General features: G+C 39.4%; 20 protein-coding genes and 1 pseudogene. 16 read left to right on the top strand and 5 right to left on the bottom strand.

Annotated elements, in window-relative coordinates:
- Window positions 1-115: 115 nt before the first annotated feature.
- Window positions 116-922, top strand: coding sequence for a thioesterase family protein (locus F975_RS08230; protein WP_004752191.1), 807 nt, complete (start codon window positions 116-118; stop codon window positions 920-922).
- 1 nt (window position 923) lies between these two features.
- Here the strand turns inward: F975_RS08230 and F975_RS08225 are convergent, their stop codons facing one another.
- Window positions 924-1,871, bottom strand: a complete 948-nt coding sequence (locus F975_RS08225) for a site-specific integrase (RefSeq protein ID WP_004752189.1) — start codon at window positions 1,869-1,871, stop codon at window positions 924-926.
- Between the two features lie 194 nt (window positions 1,872-2,065).
- Here F975_RS08225 and F975_RS08220 point away from each other — a divergent pair, with 194 nt between their 5' ends.
- Window positions 2,066-3,112: a DNA-binding protein gene (locus F975_RS08220; protein ID WP_004752188.1), complete on the top strand. Its 1,047-nt coding sequence runs from the start codon at window positions 2,066-2,068 to the stop codon at window positions 3,110-3,112.
- 9 nt (window positions 3,113-3,121) lie between these two features.
- On the opposite strand, the gene F975_RS08215 is transcribed toward F975_RS08220, so the two are convergent.
- Both F975_RS08215 and F975_RS15820 read right to left on the bottom strand, forming a co-directional pair.
- Window positions 3,122-3,925, bottom strand: coding sequence for a hypothetical protein (locus tag F975_RS08215; RefSeq protein WP_004752186.1), 804 nt, complete (start codon window positions 3,923-3,925; stop codon window positions 3,122-3,124).
- Window positions 3,926-3,951: 26 nt separating this feature from the next.
- A complete protein-coding gene (locus tag F975_RS15820) occupies window positions 3,952-4,107 on the bottom strand; it encodes a hypothetical protein (RefSeq protein WP_004752184.1) in 156 nt (51 codons plus the stop codon).
- 324 nt (window positions 4,108-4,431) lie between these two features.
- Here F975_RS15820 and F975_RS08210 point away from each other — a divergent pair, with 324 nt between their 5' ends.
- The 6 genes from F975_RS08210 to F975_RS16085 all read left to right on the top strand — a co-directional run bounded on the left by F975_RS08210 (window position 4,432) and on the right by F975_RS16085 (window position 9,429).
- Window positions 4,432-5,862, top strand: a complete 1,431-nt coding sequence (locus tag F975_RS08210; protein WP_004752182.1) for a cytochrome ubiquinol oxidase subunit I — start codon at window positions 4,432-4,434, stop codon at window positions 5,860-5,862.
- On the top strand, window positions 5,859-6,419 hold the full coding sequence (locus F975_RS08205; RefSeq protein WP_004752180.1) for a cytochrome d ubiquinol oxidase subunit II: 561 nt from the start codon (window positions 5,859-5,861) through the stop codon (window positions 6,417-6,419). Before F975_RS08210 ends, F975_RS08205 begins: the two co-directional genes overlap by 4 nt.
- The gene (locus tag F975_RS16090; RefSeq protein ID WP_004752179.1) at window positions 6,412-6,543 is read left to right on the top strand and encodes a hypothetical protein; all 132 of its coding nucleotides are present in this window, start codon (window positions 6,412-6,414) and stop codon (window positions 6,541-6,543) included. Before F975_RS08205 ends, F975_RS16090 begins: the two co-directional genes overlap by 8 nt.
- A gap of 107 nt (window positions 6,544-6,650) precedes the next feature.
- On the top strand, window positions 6,651-8,078 hold the full coding sequence (locus F975_RS08200) for an aminotransferase-like domain-containing protein (RefSeq protein WP_004752176.1): 1,428 nt from the start codon (window positions 6,651-6,653) through the stop codon (window positions 8,076-8,078).
- Between the two features lie 317 nt (window positions 8,079-8,395).
- Window positions 8,396-9,283 (top strand): aromatic amino acid DMT transporter YddG, encoded by an 888-nt coding sequence (yddG, locus tag F975_RS08195; RefSeq protein WP_004752173.1) that lies wholly within the window; start codon window positions 8,396-8,398, stop codon window positions 9,281-9,283.
- 11 nt (window positions 9,284-9,294) lie between these two features.
- Window positions 9,295-9,429 carry a hypothetical protein gene (locus F975_RS16085; protein WP_265596616.1) on the top strand — a complete coding sequence of 45 codons (135 nt, stop codon included), beginning with the start codon at window positions 9,295-9,297 and terminating at the stop codon, window positions 9,427-9,429.
- A 156-nt stretch (window positions 9,430-9,585) separates the two neighbouring features.
- Here the strand turns inward: F975_RS16085 and F975_RS08190 are convergent, their stop codons facing one another.
- Window positions 9,586-10,218: a CatB-related O-acetyltransferase gene (locus tag F975_RS08190; protein WP_004752168.1), complete on the bottom strand. Its 633-nt coding sequence runs from the start codon at window positions 10,216-10,218 to the stop codon at window positions 9,586-9,588.
- 635 nt (window positions 10,219-10,853) lie between these two features.
- On the opposite strand from F975_RS08190, the gene F975_RS15275 reads away from it, so the two are divergent.
- Window positions 10,854-11,108 carry a hypothetical protein gene (locus tag F975_RS15275; RefSeq protein WP_004752166.1) on the top strand — a complete coding sequence of 85 codons (255 nt, stop codon included), beginning with the start codon at window positions 10,854-10,856 and terminating at the stop codon, window positions 11,106-11,108.
- A gap of 27 nt (window positions 11,109-11,135) precedes the next feature.
- Here F975_RS15275 and F975_RS08180 read toward each other — a convergent pair whose 3' ends face one another.
- Entirely contained in the window at window positions 11,136-11,762 is a 627-nt protein-coding gene (locus tag F975_RS08180) for a helix-turn-helix transcriptional regulator (RefSeq protein WP_004752165.1), read from the bottom strand.
- Window positions 11,763-11,990: 228 nt separating this feature from the next.
- Here F975_RS08180 and F975_RS08175 point away from each other — a divergent pair, with 228 nt between their 5' ends.
- The 7 genes and pseudogenes from F975_RS08175 (at window position 11,991) to F975_RS08145 (ending at window position 18,882) form a co-directional block, all read left to right on the top strand.
- Window positions 11,991-12,374, top strand: coding sequence for a RidA family protein (locus F975_RS08175; protein ID WP_004752163.1), 384 nt, complete (start codon window positions 11,991-11,993; stop codon window positions 12,372-12,374).
- Between the two features lie 34 nt (window positions 12,375-12,408).
- Window positions 12,409-13,380: a threo-3-hydroxy-L-aspartate ammonia-lyase gene (locus F975_RS08170; RefSeq protein ID WP_004752162.1), complete on the top strand. Its 972-nt coding sequence runs from the start codon at window positions 12,409-12,411 to the stop codon at window positions 13,378-13,380.
- Window positions 13,381-13,469: 89 nt separating this feature from the next.
- Complete coding sequence (locus tag F975_RS08165; RefSeq protein ID WP_004752159.1) at window positions 13,470-14,702, top strand: defense against restriction DarA-related protein; 1,233 nt, start codon at window positions 13,470-13,472, stop codon at window positions 14,700-14,702.
- 97 nt (window positions 14,703-14,799) lie between these two features.
- Window positions 14,800-15,312, top strand: a pseudogene (locus tag F975_RS08160) (hypothetical protein); the annotation flags it as partial.
- Window positions 15,313-15,743: 431 nt separating this feature from the next.
- Entirely contained in the window at window positions 15,744-16,925 is a 1,182-nt protein-coding gene (locus F975_RS08155; RefSeq protein WP_004752154.1) for an MFS transporter, read from the top strand.
- A 77-nt stretch (window positions 16,926-17,002) separates the two neighbouring features.
- Complete coding sequence (locus F975_RS08150) at window positions 17,003-17,467, top strand: hypothetical protein (RefSeq protein WP_034425889.1); 465 nt, start codon at window positions 17,003-17,005, stop codon at window positions 17,465-17,467.
- A gap of 398 nt (window positions 17,468-17,865) precedes the next feature.
- Window positions 17,866-18,882, top strand: a complete 1,017-nt coding sequence (locus F975_RS08145; protein WP_004752149.1) for a 3-deoxy-7-phosphoheptulonate synthase — start codon at window positions 17,866-17,868, stop codon at window positions 18,880-18,882.
- The last annotated feature ends 336 nt before the right edge of the window (window positions 18,883-19,218 follow it).

Genomic DNA, 19,218 nt, shown 5'->3' with positions numbered 1-19,218 from the left:
ATTTGAGCAACCTTATAACTTAAATGATGAACTGACTGACCATTTCAGTGACTTGGTTTTTGTCGCGTAGCAACATACAATTCATGAGAATAATAAACAAAAATAGGGATTTTTTATGACTGCATATTATCAACTGTTACAGCGCCATCAAGATACACAGAAGCAAGTGACGACTGCATATTACCGTTCAACGATTCATGCACAGGGCGCATGGAATAGCCATGAACAGCATATGGCACCTGCAACAGGGATTTTATGTGCTGAGCTAGAACAGTTTTTTCCGCGTGAACATATGCGTATTGGCAGGATTAGCCTCGATATTTTTGGTTTAATTGCTGCTGGCGAATTTGTAATTCAGACACAAGTGATTCGTGCAGGAAAAACCATTGAGCTGATTGAAGCACAAATGCAGGCACAAGGTAAAACCTGCGTTGTGGCGCGAGCATGGCGCATGCAGACTCTGGATTCGCGTGCAATTGCAGGCCTGGAAGATGACAGTATTTCACAGCCTGAACATAGCTTGCCTGAAGAACGGTTAAAACAGTGGCCGGGTGGATTTATTCAAAGTGTAGAAGTCAGAACCCATGCTTCACTGACCCGCGCTGGTAAAGGAATTGTTTGGCTCAATACGCATATCGATATGGTGGAAGGTCATGAAACCAGTGATTTTGTGCATTTAATGGGATTGGTCGATACTGCAAACGGGATTGTGCCTCGGCAAAAAGAGCAATTTTCTTGGTCATTTGCCAATCTGGACTTACAAATCCATTTACACCGTATGCCTCATGGGCGTTGGCTAGGACTGGAAACCGTGCAGCAATACGGCGAAGATGGGATTGGGCTGACCAGTTCGATTTTACATGATGAACAAGGGCCTTTCGGGCGCAGTGAACAAATCCTGACCTTAAGACCGCTGGCTTAAACTAACCATCATTTTTATTTTCCAGCCAATTCTTGGAAAAGCCCTGAAAAGGATTGGCTGCTTCCACGTAACGTAATGCCGAGTTAACATTTTTCCAGCCTACATATTGCATCAGCGTTTTGACATCCCAGCCACTTTGGCTTGCCCAGTTGGCAAAACCACGGCGTAATGAGTGGGTGCTATAACTTTCGGGTGTTGCAATTTGCGCTTGTGTAAAGATCTTACGGATTAAGGGTAATAAACTGTCAATATGCAAGCCCTGATCAGACAACTTGCCATAACGATGAATCCCGCGATATACAAAGCCTTCAGTTAAACCACTGATCTCGATCCAGTCGGTATAGGCTTGTACAGGGCAAAGTCGTGCTAAAGCAGGCACTTGGAATGTTTTCCCCTGAAACTGTCGATCGGTTTTGCTATACGGCAAGAAACATTGCATACCTTCTTGTGGGGAAACCTGAATATTTTCCACTTCCAAACGGGTCAGTTCATCACCACGAAAACCACGCCAAAAACCCATTAATAATAAAGATTTATCGCGTTTTAAGCGCATTTCCTGAGCAAAATTTCCCTGTGCTTGCTGTATAGCAATGTCTTGATCCAGATAATTCACCACCTGTTCAAGTTCTAGAAGTTGTAAGGGTTTTGCCTGTTTTTCCTGAGCTGGGTGTACCGCTTTGATGCCGCGAAAGACCTGTTTCACCAATGGGGCTTTGGTCGGGTCAGGGAAACCTTGTTCAACATGCCACTGTGAAAGTGCAGCAAGTCGTTGTTTTAATGTATTAATTGATAAGATTTTAGCATGATCTGCCAGATACTGAGCAATATTGTCCGAAGTCGCAGGCAATAAACCTTGCCATTCCACTTCATAGTGTCTAAGCGCAGAAGCGTAACTTTTTCGGGTATTTTCCCGTGTCGCAGCCTGTAAATACTGATCCAGACGGTTCATTTTGCGTTTTTAGCTCCAATATCGCTTGCGTACCAAGGTGTAATGCCAGATTTACCTCATTTTGCCAAAATCAATATAACACAGGATAATCCTTAATTATCCTGCTTTTAATTTCTCAATTAAATAAAATCATTTTGTTTGTTTTTATTATGTTATTATGTATTACATAATACATTATGATATTAAGGTGCAGTATGTCCCGTACAGGTCTTAGCAAGCAGCAAGTCAAGAAAGCCCGTGATACGTTGTTAGCACAAGAAAAATATCCATCTGTCGATGCTGTACGGATTGAACTCGGGAATACAGGCTCAAAAAGTACGATTCACAAGTACTTAAAAGAGCTTGAGGAAGAAGATGAGGATGTGATTGCACAACCCTCGATTAGTGAAACGCTGCAAAACTTGGTACAGCGACTTTCTGAGCAGCTGCATCAGGAGGCACAAGAGAAAATTAATCTTATTCAGGAGCAAATGCAGCAACGTGAAGCAGAGCAACAGCAGCAGATTCAGAATTTAAATGCACAATTGGCAGACACTCAGGCAGAACTAGAGCAGAAAAATATCCGTATAGATGAGCTGATACAGACTCAGCAACAGCTGAAAGAAAACCTGCAACAAGAAACCATCTTGCGCAATCGTTTAGAACAGCAAACCACAGATTTAAATACCTTACTTGAACAAAATGAACAGCACCGTTTGGCGTTAGAAGATAAGTTTCAGCATGCCCAACAAGCATTGGAGCATTACCGAGAGTCAGTCAAGGAACAGCGTCAGCAGGATCTACGGCGCCATGATCAGGCAGTACAGCAACTACAGACTGAGATTCAGCAGTTACAGCAAACCATTGTGATCAAAAACAATGAACTTTCTGTGTTGCACACGGAACACACCAAACAGGCTGTATATCTAGAACAGCAGTACAGTCAAGTTCAGCAATTGCAGCAACAGAATCAACAACAGCAAGATGAATTGACTGATTTAAAACAAGAATATGTACAACAGACACAAACATTTTCAATGCTGAAGCAGCAATTTCAACAGCAGCAAGATACGTTAGAGCAAGCCGAACATATACACCAGTCATTACAGCAGCAGCTTGAGCAAACCCAAGGAAAGCTTAAACAAACGCAGTCAGAACTTTATTTGCAACAGCAGTTTTCTGAGCAGTTACAGCACTTGCTACAACAGTTTGCAGTCAAAACACCAGATACAATTGCGCAGCAGAAACATACGAATGACTGAGCAAAATACTCAGCCATGCAGTGCATTTTGTGACAGGGTTTGAATATACTCACTATAGACCGACATTTTTTCGAAGATGTGTTCGCTATAGAACATATCTTCAATTAAGCGGGCATTTTGTTCTAGCTTCAAACTGTCACAGCGTTTGAGTAATTCGGCATTTTGCTGAGAAAAATGTTCGCATAACGCCATATATTGCTCATCTTTATGTTTAAACAACAGTTTTTTTAGTTTAATTTCGGTTGCCACAGGAACGACCCATTCCGATTGTCGCTGCTTGTGAATCGGGTGGATATGGATTTTGAGAAACTGCTCAATTTCCGTAATTGCCTGCGTATTTAACTGTGTGGTATCGGTAATGAGAAACACATGCTTGAGGTCAGGGCGACACAAGGCGCGCAGCAAGCCTAACTGCAACATTTCTGTATCAGAGCAAGTAGATTCTCTAATATCTAAATACATGTGCATGGCATCAAGTGCATAGTCTGCCTTGATCTTATAGTCGACTTGCCCAAAACGCCCCAAAATATTTTCAATCATGGCCGTGTTGGGTGTGCTGTAGATACAAGGCTTGTTCAGATTGGCAAAGATAAATGGGCTAAATACATATCCCAGATTGACGTCCTGTTCCTGTACTGCATCCTGAATCAGGTAATGCAGATTTTGCCGTCCAAATGCCCGAACGACTTTTGCCCGTAAAATCGCACCCTCCAGATTCATGTATTCCATACTCAGGCGATGCTGAACAGGTTCTGAAAGATGCTCTAAATTAAAAATTCGTGGCAAATGCTGTAATTCAGGCGTGATGAACATGAGCGGTTCTCGTGTGCACTGGTTCATTATTTCATGTCCGCACCAACGGCGAAGACCACACCAACACAAAACAGAACAGTATATAGCGCAAACCAGAACAGTAAGTTTTTAAAGGCTTTGTCTGAAATGCTGCTGTCGGCGTACTTTTGTACTGGTTTTTTGTTTTCATCATCGTTGTTCATGTGCTGATTCCTCAATAGAACTTTTGAGTCTATTTTGAGAAATATATTACTTTTTGAGTAGATACAAATCTGTTCTAAAAAACTATAACAGATGAGTCTTTATTTTAAACCAGATGTGCTTTAAATGAGTTAATCAATGATTTACTGAAGCTTTTTAACCACTATTCTTCTGAATTTCTTTTAAAACTGTTATGGTTTTTCTATCTTATTTTGTATCTAACAATTAAACAGGGCGCTCTGCATCATAACAAAGTCATCATTTACAGAGCATCTGTTATGAATTTTTGCAATGTATTAAATACCTTCGTGAAGTAGAGGGTGATTATGGATTTTGGTCTGAGTGCTTTTGCTTTGGCAAGAATGCAGTTTGCCTTTACTGTTTCTTTTCATATTATTTTTCCTGCAACTTCGATTGGTTTAGCCTGTTTCCTTGCGGTTCTGGAATGGAAATGGCTGCGTAGCCGCAACCCGTTGTATCAGGACTTGTTTAAATACTGGCTGAAAATTTTTGCGGTGGCATTTGCCATGGGGGTGGTATCTGGCATTGTCATGGCGTATCAGTTTGGTACCAACTGGAGTGAGTTTTCCCGAATTGCAGGCAGTGTGACGGGGCCACTGCTAACTTATGAAGTGCTGAGTGCTTTTTTCCTCGAAGCAGGCTTTTTGGGGATTATGATGTTTGGCTGGGGGCGAGTGGGTGAAAAAGCGCATTTCTTTGCTACCCTCATGGTCGCCATTGGTACATGTATTTCCATGTTCTGGATTTTGTCCTCTAACAGTTGGATGCAAACCCCGCAAGGCATCGCTTTAGAGCATGGCATTTTGGTGCCTAAAGACTGGTGGGCGATCGTCTTTAATCCAAGTTTTCCTTATCGCTTTGCACATATGGGCATCGCTGCATTTTTAGTCTCAGGTTTACTGGTGACAGGTGCATCGGCATGGCATTTGCTCAAAGGACGGCGCGATGCTTTGGTGAAAACCTCATTTTCAATGGGGCTGTGGATGGTGTTACTGACTTCCAGCCTACAAGTTCTTGTTGGCGATCAACATGGTTTAAACACCTTGCACCATCAACCTACCAAACTGGCAGCGATTGAAGGGCATTGGAAAACCAATCACCAAGAGCCAATGCCCTTGTTACTGTTTGCTATTCCTGACATGCAGCAAGAAAAAAACCATTTTGAACTGGGTGTGCCGTATTTGGGCAGCCTAATTTTAACCCATGAAATGAACGGCGCTGTGACAGGTCTCAAAGATTTTCCGCGTGATGAACGTCCCAATGCATTACTGGTGTTCTGGAGCTTCCGTGTCATGGTGTCAATGGGCATGTTGATGGTCTTGATGTCTGTACTGGCACTGTGGCTGCGATATCGTCAGCGTTTATATGACAGCCGTGGCTTTCTACGCTTTGCCATGTTGATGGGTGCAAGTGGCTATATTGCCTTACTGGCGGGATGGGTCACTACAGAGGTTGGACGTCAGCCGTGGGTGGTGTATGGCTTGCTGAAAACCATCGATGGTTTATCACATCAGGTGTCTGCACCACAGGTTGGGCTGAGTCTGACGCTTTTTGTGCTGGTGTATAGCGTGGTATTTGGTAGTGGTTTTTATTACCTGTTCAAACTGATTCGTAAAGGGCCGCAGCATCAAACTCTAGAACATCAGGAAGTTGCGGGTGTTGGGCATTTTAAAACCCCTATGCGCCCTATGAGTATGCTCGATGCTGAAGATCTCGATGAGGAGAAAAAATCATGATCGATTTGTCATTAATCTGGGTCGGGATTATTGGTCTTGGGGTTTGGATCTATGTGGTTCTGGATGGATTTGATTTGGGCATCGGGATTTTATTTCCTGTGGTTGCTGACAAGCAGCAACGCGATGTGATGATGAATACCGTTGCGCCTGTGTGGGATGGTAATGAAACATGGATGGTTTTGGGTGGTGCAGGGCTATTTGCCGCGTTTCCACGGTTTAGCTTGCCTAACCTGTATTATTTGAGTGTGGTGCCTGTGTTGGTGCTTTGGGTCAGTTATCAACTGCACCGCGCTTGTCAGCATCAACAGGAAAAACAGCCATTTATCTATATGTTGGTGTTGGTTACGCTCTCCTATGTCGGTTTCCTGATTAGTCTGTGGCCGAATATCATTCCGCCATCGGTCACGATTTGGCAAGCAGCAGCGCCATATAGCAGTCAACTGTTTGCATTGATTGGCGCGTGTATTTTGCTGCCGATTATCTTGGTGTATACAGGCTTAGCCTATTGGGTGTTTAAAGACAAAGTGCGGGTAGGTGATGAGGGTTATCATGATTAAACGACTGCAACTCAAACAGTGGCAATGGTTTATTGTATTATGGTTATGTGGCTTTTTGAGCTTGGCTGTGGTTGGGGGACTGTTCCGTAGTTTACTGCTACTTGCCAAAGCCAGTCTACATTAAAACAATAGCGTGGCTTCTTTTGTCGATGTGTTTTACCTAAAAAGCGTAAAGCATGATGAAAGAAGTCGATGATCATTTTTTCAACATTGGGTTCGTCTTGATAGCTTATGTATAAATCAGAACAACTGGCGCGTAGCATACGGGCACTTATTGAAAATGGTTCATGGCAAGCCCACAGCAAACTTCCGTCCTTGCGTGAACAGGTGCAGCGTTCAGGCTTTAGCTTAATGACCGTGCTGAATGCCTATCAGGAGCTTGAAGCGCAAGGTCTGGTCTATTCCAAAGAAAAATCGGGTTATTTTGTTGCTGGGAATTTGGCAACACAGGAACTGGCGCATCACCCTGAAACCAATCTCAACGCCCATATTGAAATTAACTCTCAGGTTTTTAATTATTTAAAAGCCACGCAGGATGAAGAAATTGTACCGCTCGGTTCGGCATTTCCTTGTTCGGACTTGCTCTATAATGCCAAGTTGATGCAAATTATTGCTCAACATGCCAAGCGTAAACGTAGTTATTTAAATTCAGACAGTATGCCGCCAGGTAATCTGGAATTACGTAAAATAATTGCGAGTCGCTATAGTCTGCAAGGCATTCCAACCGATGCCAACGATATTGTGATTACTTCTGGCGCATTAGAGGCGCTTAATCTTTCCTTACAAGCCCTGACCCAAGCAGGCGATTTTATTTTACTTCAGCAAAATATTTTCTACGGCGCATGGCAAGCGGCAGAACGGCTAGGTTTAAAGGTGATTACCATTCCTGAGCATCCGCAACATGGCTTTGATTTGGTTTCATTTGAAGCTGCATTGAATAAATACCCGATTAAAGTCTGCTGGCTCATGCTTAATTCACATAATCCGATTGGCTTTACTGTCAGTAATGACATTAAATTTCAAATTGCCAAATTGTTGCATGAACATCAGGTGTATTTGATTGAAGATGATGTCTATCAGGAACTCTATTACGGCGCACAAAAACCGCTGCCGATGAAGTATTTTGATCAGCATAACTATGTGTTGCACTGTTCTTCATTTTCCAAAACGATAGGCATGGGGACTCGAATCGGGTGGGTTCATGTCGGTAAATTTTCCAATGCCATTCAACATTTACAGATGATGAGTACGCTATCTGCCAGTACCCTGGTGCAACATGCTCTAGTGGATTTTTTACCTAACCATCATTATGAAAAACATTTACGGCAACTACGGTTACAGCTTGAACACAATAAACAGGTATTTTACCAGTTTCTAAAAGCACATTTGTCGATGCAATGTGAGATTTATTATTATTCCAGTAGTTATTTTTTGTGGGTGAAATTGCCTGAACATGTAGATAGTATGTCACTGTATCTGCAATTGCTTGAATATAAAATTGCCATTGCACCAAGTAGTTTATTTCGTTTGAATACATTGACACAGAATTTTATCCGGATTAATTGTTCATTTAATCTGAGTGAACGGATACAACAGGCATTGGAGCAATTGATCAGTTGTATCCAGCAAGCTATAAATCATCGGCCTGACAGTCATTAATCACACTTTGATAGGCTACCGAGAGATTTATGTTTGACATTAAAGGTGTATTTATTATATACTTTTTCTTCGAAAGAATACTTACGCTGTAGTTTCTTAGTTTTAACCACATAGTTTCGCGACTATGTGGTTTTTTTATGCTTAAAAATAATTGCCTGATTTGAAAGGATTAGAATTGACCTGAGATAAGTTCTCAATATATAAAGATTTACTCCCCATTTTTGATAGCATGTAAGTTTTGTACACATGCATGATCAAATTTTATGGGTTTATTTTCTTCTCATATTTATCAAAAAATCTTATAAGTGGCTTAAATCATGATAAGCAAAAGAAATGCAACGCTGATTGGCTTGATTGCAGTTTTTCTATGGAGTTCGATTGTCGGGCTGATTCGTAGTGTTAGCGATTCTCTGGGCGCTACTGGAGGCGCAGCCATGATTTATAGCGTTGCCTCAGTATTTTTGCTGCTGAGTATTGGTTTTCCAAAAATTCGTGAATTTCCCAAGCGTTATCTGATTTTGGGTAGTGTCCTGTTTGTGTCTTACGAGGTGTGTCTGGCATTATCGATTGGATATGCCAATACTCACAGACAGGCCATAGAAGTGGGGATTGTTAATTATCTGTGGCCTACACTCACCATGGTCGCTGCTATTCTATTTAATCATCAAAAATACAATCTATTGATTATTCCAGGATTTATGATTGCAATCAGTGGTATTTGCTGGGTATTGGGTAGTGATCAAGGCTTGGACTTGCCGAGCATGCTGCACAATATACAAGATAATCCATTAAGTTATGGCTTGGCATTTATTGGGGCATTGATTTGGTCGGGTTACTGTACCGTAACCGCGCGGATCGCGAATGGTAAAAATGGTGTAACCTTATTTTTTATGCTCACTGCCAGTATTTTGTGGGCGAAATACTTTATTTTGGCGGCTGAACCAATGCATTTTAGTGCATATGCCATTTTCTATTTAGTTTTGGCAGCCGCAGCAATGGGGTTTGGCTATGCTGCATGGAATGTTGGAATCTTGCATGGCAATGTCACAGTTCTTGCAGGCGCATCGTATTTTATTCCTGTGCTTTCTTCTGCACTTGCAGCAGTAGTCTTGCATACACCGTTATCACTTGCATTTTGGCAAGGTGCTGCGATGGTATGTGCTGGATCTGTTTTATGCTGGTTTGCTACACGGCAAAAATCCTAAAAAATCATAGTATGAACTTAGCCTCAACTATTGATCTCTCAACCTTAAAAGATCCCCCTGATTTTTCAACAGGTAGTGGAACCTCAAGTTCAGGCTCTGGTTCAAGCAGTTCTACAGCAACTGTTCAGTGGGCGCGTTATTTATAAGTAAATATCCTTGAGAAAAGGCTCTTTGATGAGCCTTTTTTATTTTGAATATCCTCAAGATTTGAGTCCAGAAGATTTGATCTTGTTCAACAAAACGCCGTTTGATTATGGATATAATTTGTAAACAATAGAAGAACCTAATGCTGTAAAGGCTTGCTAAGCAGTACGATTTTGTAAAAACTCAATCAAGGCATTGACATTATCAGATTGCAAATTTTCTCTGATTTTTAACAAGACTTTTTCATCTAAATCATAAATCTTGGCAGACAGCAATTTCTGTATGGCATCAGGTGAAAAGCGATACTTCACAATCTGAGCAGGAATACCAGCAACCACAGCATACGGTGGCACATCTTTGGTCACAACTGCGCCTGTTGCCACAATAGCACCTTCACCAAGTTTGACACCCTGCATGATCATGGCACGACTACCAATCCAGCAACCATCCCCAATGATTGTATCTCCAGCAGGTACAAAACTGCGGGTATCGAATGGAAATGCTGAAATCCAGTCTGTCCGATGTAACTGATTACCACCCATCATAATCACACATTCTGCACCAAAGCACACAAAGTTACCAATATAAAGCTGATCGATCTGATTTGCAGATGTTGAAGGTTTATTGTGTAAATATCTAACGACACATCTTTCAAACCCGCTATCCCAAAAAGCGCTGTAATAGCTATAGTTACCCCGAATATGGATATTGGGGTTTTTCACCGTTTTTGAGATAAATTCAAATTCACACCAATGTTTAACTGGGGAATTGATTGCGAAATCTTGTGCCATATGTAAGGTAAGCCAATAAAACAGGTTTTTTATTTTACCTATTATTAATGGTTGTTGACACTTCATCTATGATTGACGTTATTAAGGACACATGTTAATGAAATGAGGAAGTTAGGTATTACTGTGCCAGATAACTGGGATGGATTAAGGGTATGGAGAGGAAAGATTGCAAAACAAGTAGATAATGAAAGTGATAAAGATCATAAATTTGTTTGGTAATTTTCTTTGTCTTGTAGTCTCATGAGTAAGAAATAGCATCTTCTAATTTGTCTGCTGAAGATAGTCCCATTGAAGCTTTACCTTCATGACCGATCTTCAATAAGATAAGCATTTTTATTCACTGTAAAGGCTGTATATATACCTTCAGCACCACCACTAGAGTTAATAGTGCAAGGCACAGATTTATTTTTCCATTGATAATTAAACAATGTCCTTTGATATTAGGATTTTTATGTGCAAATACACTAAATGAGACAAATAATGACATAATAAGTATTACAGGTAATGCTTCACTTGAGATCCCAATTTCTTTTTTAAAAGTGAAAAGTGGGGCAATAGCAAGATCATTGAAATCTATTTAGGCAATAACATTTTCATCAGATGATGGCACTCAGAGACCACCTGCTGATTATTTAATGAAGCTTGAAATTTCTGCATTTTATCGTATGAAGTATTCATTAAGAGCATTTAGCCAAGAGTATGTTGTGGCATTACAATCAGCTAGTGTTCCATTTGATGCAAATAATCGGAATGGTGTGGTTATTATTCCTGTTTCTCAGGCAGGTAACCGGTCTGGCTTGATTCTAGGGCTAGGTGACTTTGATTTAGATCAATTAGAACAGGCAATTCAAATTTTATCTGAGTTAATTCAAACCTGTTTTAAACATTGAATACTCGACATAATAGGCAGCTTTTGTCTAAAGGTCCTTAAAATATAGATAAGCACTTGCTCTTGATATTCCTAGGTGTTGAGCGACTGTCTCTATTGCCTTTTTAATATCTAAGAGGCCATTTTGTTTTAATTCAGCCATGAGCTCTTTTCTTTCGTTGAGTTTCAGCATCTGTGGAGTTTTTGCATGTTTAGATGCATATTGATCAATATATCTTCTAATTGCTTCACTACCACTAGGTTCTAAATGTTCAACAATACTATTTGTATCAATATGCGTAAAACGCTCTAATGCACTTTGCATTCCTCGAAATAAAGTTAAATCGATATTCATACATAATGCTGCTATATATTGCCCATTTGTATCTTTAATTCCGATAGATGTACTTTTTGCGGGACGACCATCTGCAAATTGATTTGCGTAATTTGCAATTAAACTAGGAAATTCTGGCGACATAATTCTTGCAAGTCCTAACTCTGTAGCAGGATCACCAATATTTCTGCCAGATAGATTGTTATGTATTGCAAGTATTGAATGTTCAGGATTAGTGAGGTCATGAACTACAACTTCACAAAATGGAGCAAGTGTTTCACTTAACCCTTGAGCAATCATATCTAATTGTTTTAATAGGTGCTTTTCATCTATGCCTGACATTTTCACTCCAAATTAAATATCTTATAAAAGACGCATTAACCCATTTTATATTTTTTATAGACAAATTCACTTCATTTTTAGATTTTTTGTCTAAAAATAAAATTATTTAAAATCAATTTCTTAGAATTTATCGGCTTAAAACACATAAAATAAATTAGACACAATATCTAATATTGTATATTTTATCTAACATGGGTGTGCAAATACACTTTCAGATGGAGTCATATGATGACAAACTTAATTCTCAATAATACTAAGAATTGTCCTCCACCAGGAGGGCATTATTCCCATAGTTGTACAGCGGGTCATTTAATTTTTATTTCAGGTCAATTACCGGTAACTAAAGAAGGTCTGAAGTTGAATAATGCTTCATTTGAAGAGCAAACCAAGCAGGTTTTACTCAATTTAGATGAATCATTGATTGGAGCTGGTACGACACGAGAAATGCTTGTACATGTAAGAGTCTATGTGACCAATATCAATCAATGGTCTATTTTTAATGATTTGTATTCAAAATGGCTTGGTGAGCATCGACCCGCTAGAGCTGTGGCTGCTGTCTCAGAACTTCATTATGGTTGTTCTATAGAAATTGAAGCTGTTGCAACTATTTAGTTCTTAATTAATTATTTTTTATAGGTTTTTTTACATGCAAAAACAAACACTTCCAACATTTGATGATGTCATTGCTGCAGCTCAACGTATCAATAATCATATAAATAAAACACCTGTATTAACCTCTAGAACGGCAGATGCAGACTTTGATGCCCAAATATTTTTCAAATGTGAAAATTTCCAACGCATAGGTGCATTTAAGTTCCGTGGTGCAATGAATGCTTTGGCTCAACTGAATGATGTACAAAGAGCTGCTGGTATTGTTGCGTATTCTTCTGGAAATCATGCTCAAGGTGTTGCTTTATCAGCTAAAATTTTGGGAATTCCTGCAACAATTATTATGCCTCATGATGCTCCTGCTGCAAAAAAAGCAGCAACCAAAGGCTATGGTGGAAATGTAATTGAATATAACCGTTATACGGAGGACCGAGAAGAAATAGGGCAAGCATTAGCGAAAGAAAAAGGCCTGACTTTAATTCCACCTTATGATCATCCGCATGTGATCGCAGGTCAGGGGACTGTAGCTAAGGAACTATTTGAAGAGGTTGGTGAGTTAGATGCTTTATTTGTCTGCCTTGGTGGTGGTGGGTTATTAGCAGGTTCAGCCTTGTCTGCAAGGCATTTATCGCCAAATTGTAAAATATACGGGGTTGAACCGGACGCAGGTAATGATGGTCAACTATCTTTTCAAAAAGGTGAAATTGTACATATAGATACCCCACAAACAATTGCTGATGGCGCACAAATCCAACATTTAGGTCAATATACTTTTTCCATTATCAAAGAAAAAGTTGATGATATTTTAACGGTATCAGATGAAGAGCTGATTAACTCAATGCGTTTCTTTGCAGAACGTATGAAAATGATTGTGGAACCAACAGGGTGTCTTGGTTTTACAGCAGCGAGAATGCTCAAAAAAGAGTTAAAGGGCAAAAGAATTGGAGTCATTATCAGTGGCGGTAATATTGATATGACTCGTTATAGTCAATTACTAACTGGAATTTAAGTTTCAGCTTATTTTATTTGGTACTTTCCAAAAAACAAGAATACACGAATCATCAAAATAGCCTCAAGAATTTTCTAGAGGCTATTTTTGTGAAGAATACAAAAAACTTTATTCAACAATACGCACCACATATGGGCTATGTGGTTGCGGGTTTTGACGCCGCATTAAATACTGGATCATGCTCTATTGGCTGCATTCAAGGTACACATCGTAAACTATCCGCAATTGTCACTGAGTCAGCTACAGAAGATGACCTATGGCATGTCGTGAATTTTAAATCACAGCAAGGTTTTGATTCATGCGCCGTGTTAGGCGTTTCGGATGGAGATGAAGCAAAAAATATTGCCCACCTTTATTTTGGTCGGATGTTTGATGGTGTGGTAACAGATGTGATGCTATCCAATGAAGAAGGCTTAAAGCGCCATCTTGATAATGCCTATTTTCACCGAACAAAAGATACGGCAATTCAGCCCTGGCAATTGGAAAAATTTCAGGATGTTATTGCTGGTGAGCAGCCGATGTGGGATGGACTGCAATTAAAGTCACATAGTGGTTCACTGGCACACTTACTGTCAGATATGCAATTCCATGATGACCATAATGGCTTATTGAATCAATTCGATGGTTTACCTGCTTTACTTGAAGCCTTGGATGCTGAGCATCAAGAATTTGATTCGATCATTATTGATTACCAACACCTCGAAAAATTCAGCAATATGCTCAGTAAGGCAATGGATCTTGCAGCAAAAGGTGGTGTTGCGATTACCAGTATGGAAATGTCAAAACCATTCAAACGCAAGAATGTGGTCAATGTCGCCGTAACCTATAACATTGCGGATGGGCAGAATGTCACGATCGTTTATCACAACCCAGACAGTACCCCATCAAAACTTGCAGCTACAGACACGCTGATTTCATGGAAAATCATGCTGAATAACCGTGATGTGACAGGTGCCATTCAACCAAACCAGGGCGAAGGTATTGCCTTACCTATTTTGGCGGGCCGCATTATGCAACTGGTCAACAAAAACAGTGCTCGCTTCCAGCGTACGCAAGCAAAGAAAGCTGAAGCACAGCAAGGATTGACGGATGCTCAAGGACGTTTAACTGATAAACAAAGCACATTAAAAGCTCTAGACACAGAAATTGAAGCCTTAAAATTGCAATTAGATGAAGTGGTTGCATCGAACCCAGAAGATCAAAACAATAAACCTGAACCAAAATTTAGTCAGGATGATATGATTACCTTAACCGTATCCTCGATGGGGAAATTGCACCTTTGGATGCGGATATGGACAAGATTGTTTATCTGGCTGAGTTAGATGAAGAAGATTCATTGTTGCTACAAGCAATGCAAATTATCAATGAAGCAATCGATCAGGCAAGTGCATAAGGTGTAAATCATGAATACAGTCGAACATGCAAATTGAATTCCGTTTAGAAAACACCGCGAAAAATGGATTTTTCGAAGGCCGAGCAAAAACTATCAAGACAGCTAAGGGGACAAAACTTAATACAGTATTTGCTCTGATAGATATTGATCGGATTATTGCATCACATACCGCTGCTGGTGCAGAAAATCCACAATACCCTCAAGAATTACAGCCGCGCGACCGTAGTCGTGATTCATCTCAAGCATGGGTACAAAAAACGGCAAATGATATTGATCCTGACAGCTTAGGTATGTCTGGTCGTGCAGATACTGGTGCACCGATTGTGGGTGATGATCTAGTGGTGGAATCTGGAAATGGTCGAACCATGGCACTCAAACTAGCATATGAACGTGGTATTGCAGATGAATACAAAGAGTGGTTAGAAAGTGAGGCGGAGTATTTTGGAGTTAGCCAGGCACAGGTGCAAGCTATCACAAAGCCAATGTGGGTACGTATTCGCACCACGCCAATTGATCGTGCACAGTTTGCGATAGAAGCTATATGTTTGCTAAGTACAACCAGTTGGCGTTAAAAGATCAATGTGAATATGCCAAGGATCCAGCATTTTCCGAATTTAAAACCAGTAACGAATTTATGCAGGGGTGCCATAAGTATTTTGAACGTGTTATGAATAATTGATTATTCCGTAACTTTACTGTAATTTTTATCCGTACGTTGTAGTCCTTGTAAGCCATCATTTTGATGGCTTTTTTATTTAGAGAAAAATTTATAATTATCTATGTATTAAAGGCTTTAATATATGGTTCTTAGTTGAAAACCACACCAGTCTACAAAAAATCAAAAAAATATTTTTTCGTGATTTGTAGACTGATTTGTAGACTGTTGAAATACAATCAAGGGTAATTGAATGCAAGCCAATACAACCTTTAAAAATATTAAGTTATTGAAAATAAAATGGAATACAACTAGATGTTAAGTATCCCAATCCGCAGCAAACTCGGTGTTTTTTACTTTTTCTACTATGCGATTGTTGGCACGTTTATGCCATATTGGAATTTGTATCTTCAAGATCAGGGCTTTAGTTTTCAGCAAATTGGCTGGCTATCCTCTATAGCAATTTTAACCCGGTTTTTTGCGCCGTTCATTTGGGGCTGGATTGCAGATAAATCTGGTAAACGGATGCTTTTAGTTCGTATTGCCACTTGGATTGAGACATGTATCTGGTTTTTAATTTTTATTATTCCGAACAATTTTCAGTCAATAGCAGTCTTAATGCTTATTTTTAGCTTTTTCCAAAATGCGATTTTAGCCCAATTTGAAGGTGTAACGTTATTTTGGTTAGGTGATGAAAAGGCAAAATTGTATGGGAGAGTTAGAAAATGGGGATCTGTTGGATTTATTGTTGCCGTATTTTTGATCGGTGAACTGCTTGACCTCATTTCTATTCGCTGGCTTCCTATTATCCTGTTAAGCATTGCATTTCTTGCATTTATTTGGGCATTTACCATTCAAGAGCCAAGCAATGCGCCGAAGGCACAAAAAAAATTACAACCTATCTGGGAAAATATTCGCCATCCTACAGTTTTGGCATTTTTTTCCATCGAATTTATTCTGCTATTTTCATTTGCGCCATTTTATAGTTTTTACAGCAATTATTTGCATGAACAGCACTACAGCACCGCTCAAATCGGAGCGTTATGGGCAACAGGTGTCATTGCTGAGATTGTAATGTTTGCTTATGCACAGCGCATCTTTCTACAGCGATTTTCCTGGCAAAAACTGGTGATCCTGTGTTTAATTCTCACCTCAATCCGTTGGTATATCGTGGGTGTTGGGTCTGCCTATTTTTCAGTGCAGCTACTGGCGCAAACGATTCACGCTTTTAGTTTTGGTTTATTTCATCTCATTGCGATGAAGGTTATTTTTCAGAATTTTAGTGCCGAGCAACAAGGTCGTGGTCAGGCATTGTATAGCACCATGTGGGGTATTGGTGTTGCTGTTGGCAGCATTTTAGCTGGGCATTACTGGAAGCTGTTATCAGGACAGCATATTTTTGTGTATGCAGCGATGTTGGTATTGCTGGCTTTACCATTGACATACTGGTTGCCACGGCATAGTCAACATGACGATGCTATGGCAACAAAAGGTTAAATAAACAAGTTATTAATACAAATTCTTCAAGTAGATATGCTAAGTTATTCTTATCACTTAGAGGTATAGAACAACTTATGAAGCAATTATTCATCTCCAGTGTTTTTTGTATATGCTCAACATTTGCAATGGCGGCACCTCAGTCTGCCCAGTCAGTAGCAAACCCTCAAAATGACAATTCAATTAATATTGTTGTACGAACACAAATTGTAGGTCTGTGGGGAATGGAAATTCCAAATAACAAAAAATGTGTGGAATATTATAACTTTAAAAGCAACAATCAAGTCATTATTAAAAGCGCTGCTGAATGGTCAACAGGAATTTATGAATATCAGCCATCGCCTGAAAACTCCAAAATTGGTGCTTTAGCTTTGCAGGTGAAATATGATAACAATCAGAAAGATTGCTTAGGGCATCAGCAAGATCAGGCAGGAGAGGTGTCACAGTATTTTGTTCAGTGGCGCAATGCCAATACCATCCAGTTTTGTACATCGGAAAAACAAGATAAATGCGTCGTCACTTTACGCCGTGTTCTACCTTAGTTTATGAAAATAAAGTATTTTCATAGAAAAACTTATTTATTTTATAAAAATACTTGTTTAATAAAATAAACAGGCGTATTTTAATAATTAATAGTTTATTCGTGATGACTTTGATGTTACAGCAACCTATCTCTATGACTTATTATGCGTATTTCTGGCACTTTAGATAGTCGCCCGAATACGTTTGGGCACGGAAAAGATAGGTTGCCCATCAAAAAAATTTATACCTGATTGGCAACACCAATCAGGTTTTTTTATATCTTAAATTTGGAGAATAATGATGATGTTTACAACTTATTTGGTGGCTTATTTTCAACCTCGATTCTGGTTTTATGTTGCAGATAACCAAACAGCAAAACATACACCCTTATTGATGGATTAAACGCCAAGGAAATTTTATGAACAGCATTTTGAAAACTCCGCAACAACTGAAGCAGCAACAACCACTCACACAAGAACTTGCTCTACAGGTACAACAACAGCGACAAATCATTGAAAGAATTTTAAAAGGGCAGGACAAGCGATTATTGGTCATTACAGGGCCTTGTTCTATTCACGACCCTCAAGCCGTGCTTGAATACGCAGAAAAACTCAAACAATTACAAATTCAAGTCGATAAACAGATTTATTTTGTGATGCGTGCTTATATTGAAAAGCCGCGTACTACAATAGGTTGGAAAGGTTTTTTGTATGATCCACATTTAAATGGTCAAGCCGACCTAAATGAAGGTTTACAGCAGTCTCGTGCATTGTACTTACAAATTTTACAATTGGGCTTGCCACTGGCAAGTGAGATTTTAAACCCAATGGTGACGGGTTATTTTGATGATCTTTTAGCATGGGGTGCGATTGGTGCACGTACATCAGAATCACAAATTCACCGTGAAATTGCCAGCAGCTTGCCATATCCAGTAGGCTTTAAGAATGGTACAGATGGTTCCGTACAAATTGCGACAGATGCAATTTTGTCATCACAGCATTCTCATCAGTTTTTTGCAATGGGACAAACTGGCGCACCAGTACTACTCGCAAGCTCAGGAAACCCTTTACCACATATTATTTTACGTGGTTCAAATACTTCTACCAATTATGATGCAGCATCAATTCAGGCAATCCAAAAAACCTTGAAACAGCCGACAGCAATGATTGTGGATTGCAGCCATGGCAACAGTGGTAAAGATCCGCTACGCCAGCCTGAGATTTTACAACAGGTTGTACAAGAACGAGATTTAACTCAAGTTCGTGGCGTGATGTTAGAAAGTCACTTGGTAGATGGACAACAAAAAATTTCTGCATGTATGACATATGGTCAATCTGTCACGGATGGCTGTTTAGGATGGGATAAAACTGAAGCTGTATTGCTAGAAATTGCAGAGCAGCTTAACCATAAAAATCTCAACAAAATTGTCGCTTAATTGAACAAAAAACAGAAGATAAGGGGAATACTTATCTTCTGTTAACCCTTTAATTTAACAAGACATTTTTTGATCAAGGTCTCGCCTATTTTACGTAAGTGGTTAATATTTAATCATATTTCTGTTTAGATTAAATATCGTACAGTTTTATTTTTCGTGGCATAGCACTATACATCACAAGTTTTTTGTTCAGAATTTTCCTAAATAATTTCAATATTTTAAAAAATAAAAATATAAGTATTTGTTTTATATTTATTTATAAATATTTTTCATTGGAATCATTGGAATCATTGGAATCATTGGAATCATTGGAATCATTGGAATCATTGGAATCAT

The organism is Acinetobacter brisouisimilis, assembly GCF_000368265.1.
In the GTDB taxonomy this organism is placed as follows: domain Bacteria; phylum Pseudomonadota; class Gammaproteobacteria; order Pseudomonadales; family Moraxellaceae; genus Acinetobacter.
This window is presented reverse-complemented; position numbering and strand designations above follow the sequence as displayed.